Genomic DNA, 17,419 nt, shown 5'->3' with positions numbered 1-17,419 from the left:
GGGGGTGGGGGACATGGCCAAGCGCGAGAGAGTCATGAGGATGTCGGTCGAGCAGCCGCTGTGGCGTGCGCTCACCGCGTACCGCGTCCTGACCCTGTTCTACGCGATCGGGCTCTTCGTCACCGCGTACGACAGGTTCCCCCGGCCCTGGGTGGCCGTCGGCTACTACGTGGTGCTGGCCGGGTGGACCCTCGCGACGCTGCCCCGGGTCGCCGGGGCCGCGGCGTGCACCAAGCCGTTCCTCGCCGCCGACCTCACCGTCGCGCTGGCGGGCGTCCTGCTCACCCGGGTCGCCGACGACGTGTCCCGGATAGAGGCCGGCGGTCCGACCCTGCCGTCGATCTGGACCGCGGGATCCGTGCTGGCCTTCGCCATCAAGGGCGGCTGGCGCTGGGCGGCCTTCGCCTCCACGCTCGTCGCGGTCGTCAACATCGCCGAGCGCGGCGCCCCGACCCGGGACACCGTCCACAACGTGATCCTCGTCTGGGTCGCCTCCATCGCCATCGGCTACGTGGTCGAGGTCGCCCGCGCCTCCGAGCGCACCCTCGCCCGGGCCCTGGAGATCGAGGCGGCGACCCGGGAGCGGGAGCGCCTGGCCCGGGACATCCACGACGGTGTGCTCCAGGTCCTCGCCATGGTGCAGCGGCGGGGCGCGGTGCTCGGCGGCGAGGCGGCCGAACTGGGGCGGATGGCGGGCGAGCAGGAGGTGGCCCTGCGCTCACTGGTCTCCGGAGGGCTCGTGCCGGTCTCGCGGGTCTCCGAGGACGTGGCGCTCGGTGCCGTCGTCCGCGCGGTGGACGAACCGGACGAGGAGACGGGCGAGCCGGTCGACCTGCGCCCGCTGCTCGCACGCTACGCACGCGCGCGGGTGACCCTCTCCGAGCCAGGCGCGCCGGTGCCGCTGCCCCCGGTCGCGGCGCGGGAGCTGGCCGGTGCCGTCGGCGCCGCTCTGGACAACGTCCGTGAGCACGTCGGGGAGAGCGCCCGCGCCTGGATCCTGGTCGAGGACGAGCCGGACGCGGTGATCGTGACCGTGCGCGACGAGGGGCCCGGCATCCCGGAGGGGCGGCTCGCCCAGGCGGAGGGGGAGGGGCGGCTCGGTGTCGCCCTCTCGATCCGGGGTCGGCTGCGGGACATCGGCGGCACCGCCGAGCTGATCTCGGTCCCCGGGCAGGGCACGGAGGTCGAGCTGAGGGTGCCGAAGGCCGCGCGGGGGGCCGCGGGGGTGCGCTGACACGGCGGGGCACAGGCACAGGCGCAGGCACCGATACCGGGCCGGGCCGGACGGAACGACGAGCACGACGAGCACGGCGACGAGCCGTACGACGACAATCGCGACGACGAGGACGACGGGGCAGTGATGACGGAGACGACGACGGGGACGACGGGGGCGGCGCAGCAGCCGGGCGGGGACCCGATCAGGGTGATGGTCGTCGACGACCACCCGATGTGGCGCGACGCGGTCGCCCGCGACCTCGCCGAGGCCGGTTTCGACGTGGTCGCCACGGCGGGCGACGGCGAGCAGGCCGTACGCCGGGCCCAGGCCGTCTCGCCCGAGGTCCTCGTCCTGGACCTGAACCTGCCCGCCAAGCCCGGCGTCCAGGTCTGCAAGGAACTCGTCGGCGCCGACCCCGCCCTGCGCGTCCTGGTCCTGTCGGCCAGCGGCGAGCACGCCGACGTGCTGGAGGCGGTCAAGTCCGGCGCCACGGGCTACCTGCTGAAGTCGGCGTCCACGGAGGAGCTGATCGACGCGGTGCGCCGGACGGCGGTCGGCGACCCGGTGTTCACCCCCGGACTCGCGGGCCTGGTCCTCGGCGAGTACCGCAGGCTCGCCTCCGAGCCCGCGCCCGCCGCGGGCGCCGACGAGCCCAAGGCCCCCCAGCTCACCGACCGGGAGACGGAGGTCCTGCGGCTGGTCGCCAAGGGCCTGAGCTACAAGCAGATCGCCGAACGCCTGGTCATCTCGCACCGCACCGTGCAGAACCACGTGCAGAACACCCTCGGCAAACTCCAGCTGCACAACCGCGTCGAGCTGGTGCGCTACGCCATAGAGCGCGGCCTCGACGACGCCTGACACCCCGCCGGGTAAACCGCCCGTTCGCACCGACGAGTGACGGCACAGTGATCAACTCCCGGACATTGCACCGGAATTGACCTTCCGCCCCATGCCGAAGTGACCTGGATCACTATTAGCGTGAGTTCCATCAGGCAACCCGGCGAAGGGACTTTTCCATGCGAGTCGGAGTACTGACCGGAGGCGGCGACTGCCCCGGGCTCAACGCCGTCATCCGGGGCATCGTCCGCAAGGGCGTGCAGGAGTACGGCTACGACTTCGTCGGCTTCCGGGACGGCTGGCGAGGCCCCCTGGAGAACGACACCGTGCGGCTCGACATCCCGGCGGTGCGCGGGATCCTGCCCCGCGGCGGCACCATCCTCGGCTCCTCGCGCACCAACCCCCTCAAACAGCAGGACGCCGTCCGCCGGATCAAGGAGAACCTCGGCAAGCAGGAGGTCGAGGCGCTCATCGCGATCGGCGGCGAGGACACGCTGGGAGTCGCCGCGCGGCTCAACGACGAGTTCGGCATCGGCGTCGTCGGCGTCCCGAAGACCATAGACAACGACCTCTCGGCCACCGACTACACCTTCGGCTTCGACACGGCCGTCGGCATCGCCACCGAGGCCATCGACCGGCTCCACACCACCGCCGAGTCCCACATGCGGGTCCTGGTCTGCGAGGTGATGGGGCGGCACGCGGGCTGGATCGCCCTCCACTCGGGCCTCGCGGGCGGCGCGAATGTGATCCTGATCCCCGAGCAGCGCTTCGACGTCGAGCAGGTCTGCGCCTGGGTGACCTCGCGGTTCAAGGCGTCGTACGCCCCGATCGTGGTCGTCGCGGAGGGCGCGATGCCCAAGGACGGCGACATGGTCCTCAAGGACGGCACCCTCGACTCCTTCGGGCACGTGAGGCTCTCCGGCGTCGGCGAGTGGCTGGCCAAGGAGATCGAGCGGCGCACCGGCAAGGAGGCCAGGACCACGGTCCTCGGGCACGTCCAGCGCGGCGGCACCCCGAGCGCCTTCGACCGCTGGCTCGCCACCCGCTTCGGACTGCACGCCATCGAGGCCGTCCGCGACGGCGACTTCGGGAAGATGGTCGCCCTGCGCGGCACGGACATCGTCCGCGTCCCGATGGCGGAGGCCACGGCCAGGCTCAAGACCGTCGACCCGAAGCTGTACGAGGAGGTCGGCGTCTTCTTCGGCTGACCCTGGCCCGTCCCCGGCCGACCGGCGCCCCGGTGGTTGCCGCCCTATATTCGGCGGTAACCACCTCAGCCCGGGAGGAACCGTGGAGATCCTGGCCTTCGGCGTCCAGTCCGACGAGAAGCCGCTGATCGAGAAGGCCTTCGACGGACACTGCGAGGTCCGCTGTCTCGACGTCTTCCTCACCGAGGACACCGCCCCCATCGCGGCCGGCCACGAGATCGTCTCCAGCAGCGTCAACGCCGAACTCGGGCCCCGCGTCCTGGAGATCCTGGCGGCCGGCGGCACACGGATGATCGCCCAGCGCTCGACCGGCTTCAACAACATCGACCTGGACGCCGCCGGGCGCCTCGGCATGACGGTCGCCCGCGTCTCGTACTACTCGCCGTACTCCGTCGCCGAGTTCGCCTGGACCCTCGGCATGGCCGTCAACCGCCGGGTCGTGCGCGCCGCCAACCGCACCCGCGACTTCGACTTCCGGCTCGACGGGCTGATGGGCCGCGACATGCACGGCCGCACCGCCGGCGTCCTCGGGACCGGCAAGATCGGCGAGGCGTTCACCCGGATCGCCCACGGCTTCGGCATGCGGCTGCTCGGCTGGGACGTCGCCGAGAACCCCGCCTGCATGGAACTCGGCATGAAATACGTCCCGAAGCAGCAGCTCCTCGCCGAGTCCGACCTGGTCACCCTGCACCTGCCGCTGATGCCCGAGACCCAGCACCTCATCGACGCCGCCGCGCTGCGCTCCATGAAGGACGACGCGATCCTCGTGAACTCCAGCCGGGGCGGCCTGGTCGACACCCGGGCCCTCGTCGCCGAGCTGCGCGAGGGCCGCTTCACGGGGGTCGGACTCGACGTGTACGAGGCCGAGGCGGGCCTGTTCTTCGTCGACCGGTCCCTGGAGGCCGTCGACGACGACACCCTGGCCCGCCTCGTCACCTTCCCGAACGTGCTGGTCACCTCCCACCAGGCGTACTACACCGAGGACGCCGTCGCCCAGATCGTCGACACCACCGTGCGCAACGTCCTCGACTACCTGGCGGGCCGGCGCTCGGAGAACGTGCTGGTGCCGGCGCTCGCGCGCAGCTGAGCCAGCAGCTCCCGCACGATCTCCGTACCGCGCAGCGACAGCACCGACTCCGGATGGAACTGCACGCCGGCGAACCCGGGCCCGCGCAGCGCGTGCACCTCGCCGGTGGCGCTCAGCCCGACCTCGACGTCCCGGGCGGCGAGCGCGGCGCGGTCCCGGTCGTCGCAGCGGGCCGTGAAGCTGTTGTAGAAGCCGACCGTCTCGGTGCGCCCGAACAGGTCGATGTCGCTCTGCGCGCCCTGGTGGGGGACGTCCTTGCGGACGATCGAAAGGCCCAGCTCGGCGGCGATCAGCTCGTGGCCGAGGCAGACGCCCAGCACCCCGTGCCGGTGCCCGCGCAGCACCTCGGCGGTCAGGGCGCGCAGGAACCGCATCTTCGGGTCAGCGGTGTCCGAGGGGTCACCGGGACCGGGGCCGAGGACCACCGGCCCCTCGTGTCCGAGGACGGCCTCCCGCAACCCCGGCTCGTCGTACCGCCGCACGGTCACCGTGAGCCCGCACGACCGCAGTACGTGGGCCAGCATCGCGGTGAAGGTGTCCTCGCCGTCCACGACCAGCGCGTGCCCGGCCGGCCCCTCCGCCCGCTCCTGCATCCGCAGCCAGAACGGCGCGAGCGCGGCCCGCCGCCCGTCCAGCGCCGCCCGCACCCGCGGATCGTCCGCCAGCTGCGGCCGTACGCCCTCCGCCCGGTGCCTGCCCGGACGCACCCCCAGCGCCGCCAGCACCCCGGCGGCCTTCGCGTGGGTCTCGGCGACCTCGCCCGCCGGGTCCGAGCCGCGGACCAGCGTGGCGCCCACCGGCACGCGCAGCCCGCCCTCGGAGTCGATGTCGGCGGTCCGGATCAGGATGGGGGAGTCGAGGGTCTGCGCCCCGCCCGCGTCCCGGGCGAGGAGGGCCAGCGCTCCGGCGTAGTAGCCCCGCCCGCCCACCTCGTGCCGCTCGATCACCCGGCAGGCGTTCTGCACCGGCGACCCGGTGACGGTCGCCGCGAACATGGTCTCCCGCAGCACCTCGCGCACGTCCAGCGAGGAGCGGCCCCGCAACTCGTACTCGGTGTGCGCGAGATGGGCCATCTCCTTCAGCCGCGGCCCGATCACCACGCCGCCCCGGTCGCCGACGGTGCACATCATCTTGAGCTCCTCGTCGACGACCATCGACAGCTCCTCGATCTCCTTGCCGTCGGCGAGGAAGCCCAGCAGGTCCTCGGGTGTCGGCCCCTGCTCCGGATAGCGGTAGGTCCCGCTGATCGGGTTCATCACGACGGTCCCGCCGGACATCCGGACGTGCACCTCGGGGCTCGCCCCGACCAGCGTCCGGTCCCCGGTGTGCACGACGTACGTCCAGTAGGCGCCCCGCTCGCCGACCAGCAGCCGGCGGAAGAGGGCGAGGGCGTCGGCCCGGCCGAACCCGGGGATCCGGCCCTCGTACGTACGCCGGATGACGAAGTTCGCGCCCTCGCCCCGCCCGATCTCCTCCTCCAGCACCCGGCCGACGATCCCGGCGTACTCCTCGTCAACGACGTCGAAGCCGCCGTCCTCGACGCGCACGTCGTGCGACGGGAGCTGTGCCAGCGCCTCGTCGAGCGGGATCACGCGGGTCTCCTCGGCGGTCAGCACCGAAAGCGGGGTGCCGTCGTCGCGCACGTCGAAACCGCGCTCGCGGATCTGCCGGAAGGGCACCAGCGCCAGGGAGGGGCGCTCGCCCACCGGGATGTCGGCCAGGCTCTCCACCTCGCGCACCGGACCGAGCAGCAGCTCCACCGTGTCGTGGTCGTGGCCGGGGGTGCGACGGCGCAGCAGGGCGAACGGACGGGGATCGTCGAGCAGGTCGGGCAGGTTCATCGGTCCTGTTCCTTCTCGGAGGGCGGAGATCCACCAGGAGGAACGGCCGGGCCGGGAAACACCGAAGGCCGCCCCTCGGGCGGCCTTCGCGACGTGATGTGAGTACGCGCAGTCAGTGGGCCGCCGGATGAGCGGTCCACCACCAGTTCTGGGTCGAGTGCGCGAACATGCGCCGCACCCTACCCGACGGCCGGGACCGGCAACAGCGTGAACCGCGGCGGCGAGGGGTTCGCGGGGCGCCCTCGGCGGCCATTCATGGCCAGGAAGCCCGACCGAGGAGAGAGCCATCCAGTCAGCCCTTTCATCCCGAGTCCGCCGCCGCGGCGCCCGTGCGCTCACCGTGCTCACCGCCGCCACCGCGCTCGCCGCCGGACCGCTCGCCGCGGCCCCGGCCGCGCCCCTGCCCCAGGAGGAGACCGTCGAGGTCGCCTACCGGGGCCACGTGTTCACCGTCCCCGCGTCCTGGCGGGTCGTGGACCTGGAGAAGGACCCCGACGCCTGCGTCCGCTTCGACCGGCACGTCGTGTACCTCGGGACTCCGGGCGAGCGGCAGAACTGCCCCGCGGACCCGGCCGGGCGCACCGAGGCGCTCCTGGTGCAGCCCGCCGGGTCCGCCGCGGCCGACGTCACCGAGAACCGCACGGCCGGCACCTACCTGGCCACCGCCGACCGGATCGCCGTCACCGCCGCGTACGGACAGGACCGCTCCCGCATCCGGGAGATCCTGCGCACCGCCGGGCTGCCCGTCACCTCCGCGCACGCCGAGACGCTCTCCGGGGCACCGGTCGCGCTGCCCGCCGACGCGACGAGCTTCCAGGGCAAGGGCTTCGACGCCTGCACCGCCCCCGGCCAGTCGGCGATGGACGCCTGGAAGGGCACCTCCGGCTACGGCGCCGTCGGCGTCTACATCGGCGGCATCAACCGCGCCTGCGCCCAGCGCAACCTCACCGCCGACTGGGTGCGGACCCAGTACGCCAACGGCTGGAGATTCTTCCCGCTCTACGTCGGCCGGCAGCCCTCGTCCGACGGCGGCAGCTGCGGGAGCGGCTGTGCGGCGATCACCGACCCGGAGCCGCAGGGCACCGCCGCCGCCGACGACGCGGCCCGGCAGGCCGGGGCGCTCGGGTTCGGCAAGGGCACCGTGATCTACAACGACCTGGAGCACTACGTCCGCGGCGCGGCGGTGACCAAGCGCGTGCTCGGGTACCTGGAGGCGTACACCGTGCGCCTGCACGAGCTCGGCTACCGCTCGGGGGCGTACGGCAGCGCGACCTCCCTGGTCCCCGACCTGGTCGCGAACGCGGACGGCGGCACGCTCCCCGACGTGATCCACTTCGCCCGCTGGAACGACTCCGCCACCACGTCCGACCCGGCGCTCCCGGAGAACATGTGGGCGGACCACCAGCGCATCCACCAGTACGCGGGCGACCGCACCGAGACCCACGGCGGGGTGAAGATCGGCATCGACCGCAACCAGCTCGACGTGGGCTCCTGACCGCGCGCCGTGCCCGGCGGGCCCCGCAGCGCCGGGCCCGCCGCCGGTCTCGCCGGCCGCCCTCGTCCCCGCGCCGTACGAGCGGACCCCGTCTCACTTGATGAGCAGGTGAATGGACGCCGGAGCCGACCCCGTAATGTTGGGGAGGTGACCGTGAACGCTAAGTCCAGCGCGAGCGCTGGCAACACCTGGCGAGACCTTCCCGCGGCGCAGCAGCCCGAGTACCCCGATGCCGAGGCTCTGCGCGATGTGATCGCGGACCTCGAGTCGTATCCGCCGCTCGTCTTCGCGGGCGAGTGCGACCAGCTGCGCGCCCGGTTGGCGTCCGTCGCCAAGGGAGAGGCGTTCCTCCTCCAGGGCGGCGACTGCGCCGAGGCCTTCGACGCGGTGTCCGCCGACCAGATCCGCAACAAGCTCAAGACCCTGCTCCAGATGGGCGCCGTGCTCACGTACGCCGCCTCGGTGCCGGTCGTGAAGGTCGGCCGGATCGCGGGCCAGTACTCCAAGCCGCGTTCCAAGCCGACCGAGACCCGCGACGGCGTGACGCTCCCCACGTACCGGGGCGACTCCGTCAACGGCTTCGACTTCACCGAAGAGGCCCGCATCCCGGACCCCGAGCGCCTGAAGCGGATGTACAACGCCTCCGCCTCGACGCTCAACCTGGTGCGCGCCTTCACCACCGGCGGCTACGCCGACCTGCGCCAGGTGCACGCCTGGAACCAGGACTTCGTGAAGTCGTCCCCCTCCGGCCAGCGCTACGAGCAGCTGGCCCGGGAGATCGACCAGGCGCTGAACTTCATGCACGCCTGCGGGGCGGACCCGGAGGAGTTCAAGACCGTCGAGTTCTACGCCTCCCACGAGGCGCTGCTGCTCGACTACGAGTCGGCGCTCACCCGCGTGGACTCGCGCACGGGCCGGCTGTACGACGTCTCGGCCCACATGGTGTGGATCGGCGAGCGCACCCGTCAGCTGGACGGCGCGCACATCGAGTTCGCCTCGAAGATCCGCAACCCGATCGGCATCAAGCTCGGCCCGACGACGACGGCCGAGGAGGCGCTGCAGTACATCGAGCGCCTCGACCCGGACCGCGAGCCCGGCCGCCTCACCTTCATCGTGCGGATGGGCGCGGACAAGGTCCGCGACAAGCTGCCCGAGCTGGTCGAGAAGGTCACCGCCTCCGGCGCGACCGTCGCCTGGATCACCGACCCGATGCACGGCAACACCTACGAGGCGGCCTCCGGTCACAAGACCCGGCGCTTCGACGACGTGCTCGACGAGGTCAAGGGCTTCTTCGAGGTCCACAAGGCCCTCGGCACCCACCCGGGCGGCATCCACGTCGAGCTCACCGGTGACGACGTCACCGAGTGCGTGGGCGGCGGCGACGAGATCTTCGTCGACGACCTGCACCAGCGCTACGAGACGGCCTGCGACCCGCGCCTGAACCGCAGCCAGTCCCTGGACCTGGCGTTCCTGGTCTCCGAGATGTACCGGGACCAGTAGCGGCTCACCGGCCGGTCCGGTGTTCACCTCGGTGTGAAGTGGGGCGCGGATCACATGCGATCCGCGCCCCGACCCACTTTTGCGGTTCCCGAGCTATGGGTAAGGTTAGGTTTGCCTCACCGAACAATCGGGACGGCATGACCAGGGATCCCGTCGGGAGGTGAGCCGCGTGTTCGTCTGCAACTGCTTCGGTGTCACCGAGGCTCAGGTGAAGCAGCACGCGGAGGCCGGTGCCTGCACCCCCCGCCAGATCGCCTCGGCCTGCAAGGCCGGCACGGACTGCGGTTCCTGCGTCCGCCGCATCCAGGCACTGCTCGGCCGGGGGGCCACCCCGCGTCCCGAGCTGCTGGACCGGGCGCGTCCGGTGCTCGCCGAGACCGCGGCGCCCGCGGCCCTGGGCGAGGCCGCCTAGCCCGCCTCCGGCTCAGCTCTCCGGCTGCTCGATCAGCTGCGCGATGTAGAGCGCCTCACCGAGTTTCTCGACCAGCTCCAGCTGGGTGTCCAGGTAGTCGATGTGGTGCTCCTCGTCCGCGAGGATCGACTCGAAGATGTTCGCCGAGGTGACGTCGCCCTTCGCGCGCATGACGTCGATCCCGCGCCGGAGGCGGTCGATCGCCTCCACCTCCACCTGCCGGTCCGCCTGGAACATCTCGGTCACCGTCTGTCCCACCCGGACATGGAAGAGCCGCTGGTAGTTCGGCAGGCCGTCCAGGAACAGGATCCGGTCGGTGAGCAGCTCGGCGTGCTTCATCTCGTCGAACGACTCGTGCCGCGTGTACTTCGCGAGCTTCGTCCAGCCGAAGTTCTCCTGCATCTTCGCGTGCAGGAAGTACTGGTTGATCGCGGTGAGCTCGGCGGTCAGCTGCTCGTTGAGGAATTCGATGACCTCGGGGTCGCCCTGCATCGCAGAGGCTCCTTCCAGGCGGGGAGTGGGCAGGTTGCGCCGCATCCTCGCATCGGCACCCGGGGCAGTCCAGTAAGTGCACGCTTAGTAGGAGTTGCCCGAATCGGGACAGGCCTGGTCATGTGCACCGCCCCAGGTCTGTCAGGATGGAGTCATGGGTCAGCCGGTGGAGCGTGAATCTGGAGAAGCGGCACAGCCGGACCTTCCGCCGGGACAGCGACTGCAGCGTGGCTGGCCGGTCACCCACTACGGCCCGGTGCCCAAGTTCCGCCCCGAGCGCTGGGAGTTCAGGGTCTTCGGCGCCACCGCCGACCAGGAGAAGCGCTGCTGGACCCACGAGGAGTTCACGGCCCTGCCGTACGCCACCGTGGTCGCCGATCTGCACTGCGTCACGAAGTTCAGCATGATCGGCGCCGAATGGGGCGGCATCCCGGCGCGCACGATCCTGGAACTCGCCCCGCCGGCGCCCTCCGTCACCCATGTGATGGTGTGGGCGGAGTACGGCTTCAGCTCGAACCTGCGGCTCGACGACTTCGCCTCCGAGCGCAGCATCTTCGCCACCCACAAGGACGGCGAACTGCTCACCGCCGAGCACGGCTTCCCGCTCCGCCTGGTGGTGCCGCACCTGTACGCCTGGAAGGGGCCCAAGTGGGTCCGCGGCGTCGAGTACATGACGGCCGACCGCCGCGGCTTCTGGGAGGAGCGCGGCTATCACAACGTCGGCGACCCCTGGCGCGAGCAGCGCTACTCGTACCAGGAGGAGCCCGGGGACGGCCCCGAGCTCTGACCCTCCCGGCACCGGCCCCTCAGTGGTGGTACCGGTGCACCACCGCGTGGCCCTTGCCGCGGCCGATCATCCACCGGTTCACCGGCGTCGTCACCACGAAGGCGATGGCCAGCGAGATCGCCAGGGCGCCCCAGAACAGCAGGTCGTCCAGGTGGGCGTCCATGGCGTCCGGCCACAGGGCGATCACCGAGTTGTCGATCAGCTCCATCACCGCGATGGACAGGGTGTCCGCGGCCAGCGCGATCCGGAACGCCGTCCGGAAGCCGACGCCCGCCTTGAGCACGCCGCGCAGCGTGAGCGAGTAGCCGAAGAAGAACGCCAGGACGATCGCCAGGACCATCGTCGGCACGTTGCCCCAGCCGAGCGCCGTGCCGATCACCATGCCGAGCACCTCACCGATGGCGCAGCCGGTCAGGCAGTGCAGCGTGGCCTGGGCGGCCATCGCCCAGGTGACCTCGGCCTGGTGCGCGTGCCCCGTGTGTGTGTCGTGACCCATGAGATGCCCCCATCGTCAGGTAGCGGTTCCTGCGTCTGACAGGAACCGTATACCCCCCCGGGGTATTCCTCAACGGGGTCAGCCGTCGCGGAGCTTCTTCAGCCGCTCCACGTCCGCCGCGTGCCCCTCCTTGCCGCCGGGTGTCTCGATGACCAGCGGTACGCCCTCGGTCGCGGGGTGCGTCATCAGCTCACGGAACGGGTCCTCGCCGATGTGGCCGGAGCCGATGTTGGCGTGGCGGTCCTTGTGGGCGCCGACCACGTCCATGGAGTCGTTGGCGTGTATCAGCCGCAGACGGCCCGCGCCGACGGTGGAGACCAGCAGGTCCAGGGTCTGGCGCATGCCGTCGGGGCCGGTCAGGTCGTGGCCCGCGGCGAAGATGTGGCAGGTGTCGAGGCAGACCCCGAGTTTCGGGTGGGCGTCGAGCGCCTCGAAGTAGGGCGCGAAGTCCCAGGTCCGCGAGCACAGGGAGGAGCCCTGGCCCGCCGTCGACTCCAGCAGCAGGTACGGGTCGTCGTCGTGGGTCAGCTCGTCCAGCAGCGGCAGCATCCGCTCCCGTACCTGCGCGAGGGCCGTCGCCCGCTCCCGGCCGCCGGTGGCGCTCCCGGTGTGCACGACCACGCCCAGCGCGCCGATCTGCCGGGCCCGGCGCAGCGAGTGACGCAGCGAGGACACCGACTTCTCGACGGTCGCCTCGGTGTGCGAGCCGAAGTTGATCAGGTACGGGGCGTGGACGTACGCCGGGATCGACTCGGCGGCGCAGGCCGCGCGGAACGCCTCGTCCTGCCTGGGGTTGCCGACCGGCGTCGCCCAGCCGCGCGGGTTGGCGACGAAGACCTGCACGGCCTCGGCGCCCATCTCACGCGCGTAGGTCAGACCGACGGTGTCGAGGCCGCCGGCCACCGGGACATGGCCGCCGACGGGATTGCGGAGCTGCTTGCTTGTCACCCCTTCAGGGTGTCATGCACAGCCGGGTGCTCCGGCGGTGAGCCCGCCGGACCGGCGGCCGCTCCCGGGGGAGCGGCCGGGAACCGCTCAGCGGATCTCGATGCTGATCGTCGATCCCTTGGGGGCCTTGTCCCCGCCGTCCACCGACTGGCTCTCGACGGTGTCCCCGAAGAGGCCGAGCAGCCCGCGGTTCTTGTCGACCTCGAACCCGGCGTCCTCCAGCTTCCGGGTCGCGTCGTCCACGCTGTCCCCGACGACGTCCGGGACCTCGATCATCTCCGGGCCCTTGGAGAGGGTCAGCGTCACGGTGTCGCCCTCCGCGAGCTGCTTCTCGTCGCCGCCCGGCTTCTGCTCGGCGACCTCGCCCTTGTCGAACTCCGACGACGTCACCCGCTCCGCGGCGACCTCGACCTTCAGGCCCGCGTCCTCCAGCTCCTCGGTGGCGTCCTCGACCGAGGAACCCGTGACATCGGGCACGTCGATCGCGCGGCCCTTGCTCACCGTGATCGCGATGGCCGACCCGGCGTGCCGCTCGGTCCCGGCCCCGGGCTCCGTGCCGATCACTGAGCCGCGGTCGACGTCCTCGCTGAAGTCGCGGGTGACCATCCCGGCCGCCAGGCCCGCCGACTTCAGCCGGTCCCTGGCGCTCTCCAGCGTCTCGCCCTCCAGGTCCGGCACCTTCACGACCTCGGGGCCCTTGGAGATGGTCAGCGTCACCGAGTCGTTCTCCCGGATCCGCTCGCCGACACCGGGGTCGACCTTGCTGACCGTGCCCCGCTTCACCGTGTCGCTGAAGTCGCGCCGGACCTCCTTCACGTCGAGGCCGGCCGCCTCCAGCCGGTCCCTCGCCTGGTCCTCGGTCTTCTCCAGCACCGCCGGGACCTTGGTGAACTGGCCGGAGTTGATGTACCAGACGCCCGCGCCGACGCCGAGCACCAGCAGCACGGCCGCCACGATCGCGACCATCCCGCGCCGGGGCCGCACACCGGCGCCGGGGCGCCGGCGCGGCGGGACCGGCGGGCTCGCGAGGACGCTGGTGCGGTTCAGCGCCGCCTCGTCCTCGTTCACCGGCAGCGGCCGCTGCCCGGAAAGCGAGCGCGGGATCACGCTCGTCCGGTCCTCGGCGTTGTCGTGGTTCACCGCCACGGCCTTCGGCGGTACGGCGTCCAGCTGCTCGGCGCTCAGCCCGCCGCGCGCCTCCAGCACCTCGGCGAGCAGCGCCACCGCGTCGTACGGACGCACCTCGGGATCGCGCGCGGTCGACGAGGCGACCAGGTCGTCCAGGACGAGGGGCAGCCCCGGCACGGCGGCCGACGGCGGCGGCACGTCCGCGTTCAGGTGCTGGTAGAGCACCTGAGCGGGGGAGTCGCCCGAGTGCGGCTTGTCGCCGGTGAGCATCTCGTACAGGACGACGCCGCAGGCGTACACGTCGACGCGGGGGTCCGCCGTGCCGTGCTCTATCTGCTCGGGGGCGAGATAGGAGACGGTGCCGAGGACGGACCCCGTGGTGTTCGTCACGGTGTCCACGGCGCGCACGAGTCCGAAGTCCGCCACCTTGACCCGGCCGTCGTCCCCTATCAGGACGTTCTCCGGCTTCATGTCGCGGTGGACGAAACCGGCGCGGTGGGCGGCGCCGAGCGCGGCGAGGACCGGCTCCAGGATGTCGAGCGCGGCCCGCGGCTGGAGCGCCCCGCGCTCGCGCAGCACGTCACGCAGGGTGCACCCGGCGACGTACTCCATGGCCAGGTAGACGTACGACCCGTCCGTCCCCTGGTCGAAGACCTGCACCACGTTCGGGTGGGCGAGCCGGGCCACGGACTTGGCCTCCCGGATGAACCGCTCGACGAAGGAGCCGTCGGCGGCCAGCGCCGGGTGCATCACCTTGAGCGCGAGCACGCGGTCGAGGCGGGTGTCCAGGGCCCGGTAGACCGTGGCCATCCCGCCGACCGCGATCCGCGCGTCGACGCGGTAGCGGCCGTCGAGCACCTGCCCGACAAGCGGGTCCTGAAGGGTCGTATCCACGCAGGTGAGTCTACGAGCCGCCACCGTCACGCCCACCCGGTCCGCTCTTTCCGGGGTCGGAATGCAGCAGAGCTGTGACTGTTGTGTGGCCGGTCCGACGCGGGCCCGCCGGGCCGCCGGCTGCTAGGGCCTGTCGTTTGGATCAGGCCGGTGTCGCGGGGTCTGGCACGCACATCTGCGGCGTTGTCGTCGGTCGCCGACTCCCCCACTCTCGGCTCCGCTCGAGCGGGGAGACCCCCATTTGCTTCGACTCCCTCCTCCGCCTTGCAGCTGCACGCACCAGACCCCGCTCGGGTCGGCCGGGACGAACCGTCTGTCACGGCCGACCTGATCCAAACGACAGGCCCTAGAAGGCGGGGCGCTCGGGGTCCAGCCGTGCGCGCCCCTCCACCGGGGAGGAGGCCTCCGCGAAGTGCCGGCGCGGGATGCGGCCCGCCCGGTACGCCAGCCGCCCCGCCTCCACCGCGTGCCGCATGGCGTCGGCCATCAGCACCGGCTCCTGCGCCCGGGTCACGGCCGAGGCGAGCATCACACCCGCGCATCCCAGCTCCATGGCGAGCGCGGCGTCCGACGCGGTCCCGGCGCCCGCGTCCAGGATGACCGGCACGCGCGCGTGCTCCACGATCAGCTGGAAGTTGTGCGGGTTGCGGATGCCGAGGCCGGAGCCGATGGGCGAGCCCAGCGGCATGATCGCGGCGCAGCCGACGTCTTCCAGCTTCCGCGCCAGCACCGGGTCGTCGTTCGTGTACGGCAGCACCGTGAACCCGTCGTCGACGAGCGTCTCGGCGGCGTCCAGCAGCTCGATCGGGTCGGGCAGCAGCGTGCGCTCGTCGGCGATGACCTCCAGTTTCACCAGGTCGGTGCCGAGGGCCTCCCGCGCGAGCCGGGCGGTGAGGACCGCCTCGCCCGCGGTGAAGCAGCCCGCCGTGTTCGGCAGGACGCGGATGCCGAGCCGGTCGAGGACGGACAGCACCGAACCGTGCGCCCGCGGGTCGACCCGGCGCATCGCGACCGTCGTCAGCTCCGTGCCGGAGGCCACCAGGGAGCGCTCCAGCAGGTCCAGGCTGGGGGCGCCGCCGGTGCCCATGATCAGGCGGGACGCGTAGGACGTGCCGCCGAGGACGAAGGGGTCGTCGGCCATGGGTCAGCCTCCTTGGACGGCGGTGAGGACTTCGACGCGGTCCCCGTCGGCGAGGGCCGTGCCGGCCCACTGCCCGCGCGGGACGACGGTCTCGTTGAGGGCGGCGGCGACACCGGACGGGGCCGCGGTGAGGGTCGCGACGAGGGCGTCGAGCGCGGTGCCCGGGGCGACGTGCCGGCGCTCCCCGTTGACGAAGATGTTCATGCGGGCTGCTCCGTGAGGGCGGTGCTGAAGCGGCGGGGGGTGAAGGGGCGTGCCACGTCCGGGAGTTCACCGGTGGTCAGGACGTGCGCCATGGCGTCGCCGGTGACCGGGGTGAGCAGCACGCCGTTGCGGTGGTGGCCGGTGGCCAGCAGCAGGCCGTCCAGTCCGGTCGGCCCGAGCAGCGGGGCGTTGTCCGGCGAGCAGGGGCGCAGCCCGGCGCGGGTCTCGGTCAGCGGCAGTTCGGTGATCCCGGGGACCAGCTCGTGGGCGTCGCGCAGCAGCTCGTACACACCGCCCGCGGTGACCGTGGTGTCCCAGCCCAGCTCCTCGCTGGTGGCGCCGACGACCAGCTCGCCGTTCTCGCGCGGCACCAGGTAGACGTGGCTGCCGCGCACGACGGCGCGCACGGTCCGGCTCAGGAACGGCGCGTAGCGCGGCGGCACGGTCAGCCGCAGCACCTGCCCCTTCACGGGGCGCACCGGCGGCAGCAGGTCCTCCGGGACGCCCGCCAGCCGTCCGCTGAGGCTGCCCGCGGCGAGGACGACCCGGCCGGCCGGCAGGGCGGTGCCGTCCGTGGTGACCACCCCGGTGGCCCGGCCCCGGACGACCTCCAGCCGCTCGGCCCAGGTGCGGTGCAGGACGACACCGGCGCGCTCGCAGGCCACGACCAGGGCGGCGGCGAGCCGGCGCGGGTCGACCTGGTGGTCGCCGTCCACCCGCAGCCCGCCGCGCACGCCCGGTGCGAGCATCGGCTCCAGCCGGCGGCAGTCCCGGCCGCTGAGCCACTCCGACTCCAGGCCCGACCGGCGCTGCAACGCGTGCAGTTCGCGCAGGTGGGCGCGGTCGTCGGCGTCCAGCGCGACGGCGAGCGTGCCGCAGCGGCGGTAGCCGAGACCGAGACCGGTGACCTCGGTCAGCTCCGCCGCGAAGTCGGGGTAGCGCTCGGCGGAGGCCAGGTTGAGGCCGAGCAACGTCTGCTCGCCGTAGTGGAGTTCGGTGACGGCGGCCAGCATGCCGGCGGCCACCTGGGCGGCGCCGCCGCCCGGCTCGGGGTCCACGACCGCGGTGGTGAGCCCGCGCTGCGCGGCCCGCCAGGCGGTCACCAGACCGATGATGCCCCCGCCCACGACGAGGACGTCCGGCGAGCCCGAGGGCCCGCGTGCGGTGTCCGTGGACTGTGAGGTACGCGACATGGGCGTCCAGCCCCTCCCTTCGCCGGCATGACCCGGATCAGGTTCGTACGGTCGGAGGCCGTCCAGCCTCCCTCTCAGCCCGGTGCGTCCGGGCTCCCGCGTGTGCTTTACGTTGGCCACCCTAGCCCGTCGCCCCGGCCCCCCAGTAGAGGAGCTCCCCGCATGGCCCGCTCGCTCGACGGCCTCGTCCTCGCCCCGGTCGCCGACCAGGCGCCGGGCCAGGTCGGCACCCGCACCCGGTTCACCTACCACGAGCGGGAGGGACGGATCTGGGCCGACTACGCGGGCGGCGATGTCGTACGAGGTCATCTCGTGGGTAGTCGTGAGGGTGACCGCCTCGACTTCCGGTACGTGCAGCTGAAGCACGACGGAACGACATCCTCCGGGCACTGCGTGTCCCTGGTCGTCGAGCTGGCCGACGGACGGGTACGGCTTGAGGAGAACTGGCAGTGGGAGTCGCAGGAGGGCAGTGGGACGAGCGTGGTGGAGGAGATCGTCCAGCACGCCCGGTGACTGACGTGTCAGGTGTCTATGGTGATC

The 17,419-nt window shown here is 72.2% G+C and carries 18 protein-coding genes and 1 riboswitch; of the genes, 9 read left to right on the top strand and 9 right to left on the bottom strand.

The window, feature by feature from the left end; all coding sequences use genetic code 11:
- The first annotated feature begins 13 nt into the window (after positions 1–13).
- The 4 genes from macS (at position 14) to ACZ4VA_RS18790 (ending at position 4,348) form a co-directional block, all read left to right on the top strand.
- A complete protein-coding gene (macS, locus tag ACZ4VA_RS18805; protein WP_355781373.1) occupies positions 14–1,234 on the top strand; it encodes a MacS family sensor histidine kinase in 1,221 nt (406 codons plus the stop codon).
- Between the two features lie 192 nt (positions 1,235–1,426).
- On the top strand, positions 1,427–2,074 hold the full coding sequence (locus ACZ4VA_RS18800; RefSeq protein ID WP_389392540.1) for a response regulator: 648 nt from the start codon (positions 1,427–1,429) through the stop codon (positions 2,072–2,074).
- Between the two features lie 158 nt (positions 2,075–2,232).
- Positions 2,233–3,261, top strand: a complete 1,029-nt coding sequence (locus ACZ4VA_RS18795) for a 6-phosphofructokinase (RefSeq protein ID WP_355781367.1) — start codon at positions 2,233–2,235, stop codon at positions 3,259–3,261.
- Between the two features lie 82 nt (positions 3,262–3,343).
- On the top strand, positions 3,344–4,348 hold the full coding sequence (locus ACZ4VA_RS18790; RefSeq protein ID WP_356174833.1) for a 2-hydroxyacid dehydrogenase: 1,005 nt from the start codon (positions 3,344–3,346) through the stop codon (positions 4,346–4,348).
- On the opposite strand, the gene ACZ4VA_RS18785 is transcribed toward ACZ4VA_RS18790, so the two are convergent.
- The gene (locus ACZ4VA_RS18785) at positions 4,291–6,189 is read right to left on the bottom strand and encodes an anthranilate synthase family protein (protein WP_388907237.1); all 1,899 of its coding nucleotides are present in this window, start codon (positions 6,187–6,189) and stop codon (positions 4,291–4,293) included. The two genes, ACZ4VA_RS18790 and ACZ4VA_RS18785, sit on opposite strands and share 58 nt — an antisense overlap.
- 112 nt (positions 6,190–6,301) lie before the next feature.
- Complete coding sequence (locus ACZ4VA_RS18780; protein ID WP_071528813.1) at positions 6,302–6,358, bottom strand: trp operon leader peptide; 57 nt, start codon at positions 6,356–6,358, stop codon at positions 6,302–6,304.
- Between the two features lie 171 nt (positions 6,359–6,529).
- On the opposite strand from ACZ4VA_RS18780, the gene ACZ4VA_RS18775 reads away from it, so the two are divergent.
- The 3 genes from ACZ4VA_RS18775 (at position 6,530) to ACZ4VA_RS18765 (ending at position 9,596) form a co-directional block, all read left to right on the top strand.
- Entirely contained in the window at positions 6,530–7,684 is a 1,155-nt protein-coding gene (locus ACZ4VA_RS18775) for a glycoside hydrolase domain-containing protein (protein WP_356174842.1), read from the top strand.
- Between the two features lie 147 nt (positions 7,685–7,831).
- Positions 7,832–9,184: a class II 3-deoxy-7-phosphoheptulonate synthase gene (locus ACZ4VA_RS18770; protein WP_355795256.1), complete on the top strand. Its 1,353-nt coding sequence runs from the start codon at positions 7,832–7,834 to the stop codon at positions 9,182–9,184.
- Between the two features lie 160 nt (positions 9,185–9,344).
- Complete coding sequence (locus ACZ4VA_RS18765; RefSeq protein ID WP_356238832.1) at positions 9,345–9,596, top strand: (2Fe-2S)-binding protein; 252 nt, start codon at positions 9,345–9,347, stop codon at positions 9,594–9,596.
- A 12-nt stretch (positions 9,597–9,608) separates the two neighbouring features.
- Here ACZ4VA_RS18765 and bfr read toward each other — a convergent pair whose 3' ends face one another.
- Positions 9,609–10,088 (bottom strand): bacterioferritin, encoded by a 480-nt coding sequence (gene bfr / locus ACZ4VA_RS18760; protein ID WP_355788874.1) that lies wholly within the window; start codon positions 10,086–10,088, stop codon positions 9,609–9,611.
- Between the two features lie 154 nt (positions 10,089–10,242).
- Between bfr and ACZ4VA_RS18755 the strand changes: the two genes are divergently transcribed.
- Positions 10,243–10,875 (top strand): sulfite oxidase-like oxidoreductase, encoded by a 633-nt coding sequence (locus tag ACZ4VA_RS18755; protein WP_452924140.1) that lies wholly within the window; start codon positions 10,243–10,245, stop codon positions 10,873–10,875.
- A gap of 19 nt (positions 10,876–10,894) precedes the next feature.
- Here ACZ4VA_RS18755 and ACZ4VA_RS18750 read toward each other — a convergent pair whose 3' ends face one another.
- From ACZ4VA_RS18750 to thiO, 6 genes are all read right to left on the bottom strand, one after another.
- Positions 10,895–11,371, bottom strand: coding sequence for a DUF4396 domain-containing protein (locus tag ACZ4VA_RS18750; protein WP_468082074.1), 477 nt, complete (start codon positions 11,369–11,371; stop codon positions 10,895–10,897).
- Between the two features lie 78 nt (positions 11,372–11,449).
- Positions 11,450–12,319, bottom strand: coding sequence for a deoxyribonuclease IV (locus tag ACZ4VA_RS18745; RefSeq protein ID WP_355788881.1), 870 nt, complete (start codon positions 12,317–12,319; stop codon positions 11,450–11,452).
- A gap of 87 nt (positions 12,320–12,406) precedes the next feature.
- Complete coding sequence (gene pknB / locus ACZ4VA_RS18740) at positions 12,407–14,341, bottom strand: Stk1 family PASTA domain-containing Ser/Thr kinase (protein ID WP_356238838.1); 1,935 nt, start codon at positions 14,339–14,341, stop codon at positions 12,407–12,409.
- Between the two features lie 346 nt (positions 14,342–14,687).
- The gene (locus tag ACZ4VA_RS18735; protein ID WP_355792728.1) at positions 14,688–15,482 is read right to left on the bottom strand and encodes a thiazole synthase; all 795 of its coding nucleotides are present in this window, start codon (positions 15,480–15,482) and stop codon (positions 14,688–14,690) included.
- A gap of 3 nt (positions 15,483–15,485) precedes the next feature.
- Entirely contained in the window at positions 15,486–15,686 is a 201-nt protein-coding gene (gene thiS / locus ACZ4VA_RS18730) for a sulfur carrier protein ThiS (RefSeq protein WP_356170157.1), read from the bottom strand.
- Positions 15,683–16,879, bottom strand: a complete 1,197-nt coding sequence (gene thiO, locus ACZ4VA_RS18725; RefSeq protein ID WP_356170160.1) for a glycine oxidase ThiO — start codon at positions 16,877–16,879, stop codon at positions 15,683–15,685. Before thiO ends, thiS begins: the two co-directional genes overlap by 4 nt.
- Positions 16,877–16,989: riboswitch (TPP riboswitch) on the bottom strand. It overlaps the preceding gene by 3 nt.
- A gap of 52 nt (positions 16,990–17,041) precedes the next feature.
- Between thiO and ACZ4VA_RS18720 the strand changes: the two genes are divergently transcribed.
- Entirely contained in the window at positions 17,042–17,392 is a 351-nt protein-coding gene (locus ACZ4VA_RS18720) for an avidin-fold protein (protein WP_355792719.1), read from the top strand.
- Positions 17,393–17,419 lie beyond the last annotated feature (27 nt).

It is taken from the genome of Streptomyces sp. NPDC028308 (assembly GCF_055565855.1).
The sequence above is the reverse complement of the archived record's forward strand: the minus strand, read 5'-3'. Positions and strand labels throughout refer to the sequence as shown.

Bases quoted from the DNA above. Each gene is read 5' to 3' on its own strand.
- macS (WP_355781373.1), top strand. From the start codon at position 14: ATGGCCAAGCGCGAGAGAGTCATGAGGATGTCGGTCGAGCAGCCGCTG.
- thiO (WP_356170160.1), bottom strand. From the start codon at position 16,879: ATGTCGCGTACCTCACAGTCCACGGACACCGCACGCGGGCCCTCGGGC.
- ACZ4VA_RS18750 (WP_468082074.1), bottom strand. From the start codon at position 11,371: ATGGGTCACGACACACACACGGGGCACGCGCACCAGGCCGAGGTCACC.
- ACZ4VA_RS18735 (WP_355792728.1), bottom strand. From the start codon at position 15,482: ATGGCCGACGACCCCTTCGTCCTCGGCGGCACGTCCTACGCGTCCCGC.
- bfr (WP_355788874.1), bottom strand. From the start codon at position 10,088: ATGCAGGGCGACCCCGAGGTCATCGAATTCCTCAACGAGCAGCTGACC.
- ACZ4VA_RS18795 (WP_355781367.1), top strand. From the start codon at position 2,233: ATGCGAGTCGGAGTACTGACCGGAGGCGGCGACTGCCCCGGGCTCAAC.
- ACZ4VA_RS18720 (WP_355792719.1), top strand. From the start codon at position 17,042: ATGGCCCGCTCGCTCGACGGCCTCGTCCTCGCCCCGGTCGCCGACCAG.
- ACZ4VA_RS18755 (WP_452924140.1), top strand. From the start codon at position 10,243: ATGGGTCAGCCGGTGGAGCGTGAATCTGGAGAAGCGGCACAGCCGGAC.
- ACZ4VA_RS18785 (WP_388907237.1), bottom strand. From the start codon at position 6,189: ATGAACCTGCCCGACCTGCTCGACGATCCCCGTCCGTTCGCCCTGCTG.
- thiS (WP_356170157.1), bottom strand. From the start codon at position 15,686: ATGAACATCTTCGTCAACGGGGAGCGCCGGCACGTCGCCCCGGGCACC.
- ACZ4VA_RS18800 (WP_389392540.1), top strand. From the start codon at position 1,427: ATGGTCGTCGACGACCACCCGATGTGGCGCGACGCGGTCGCCCGCGAC.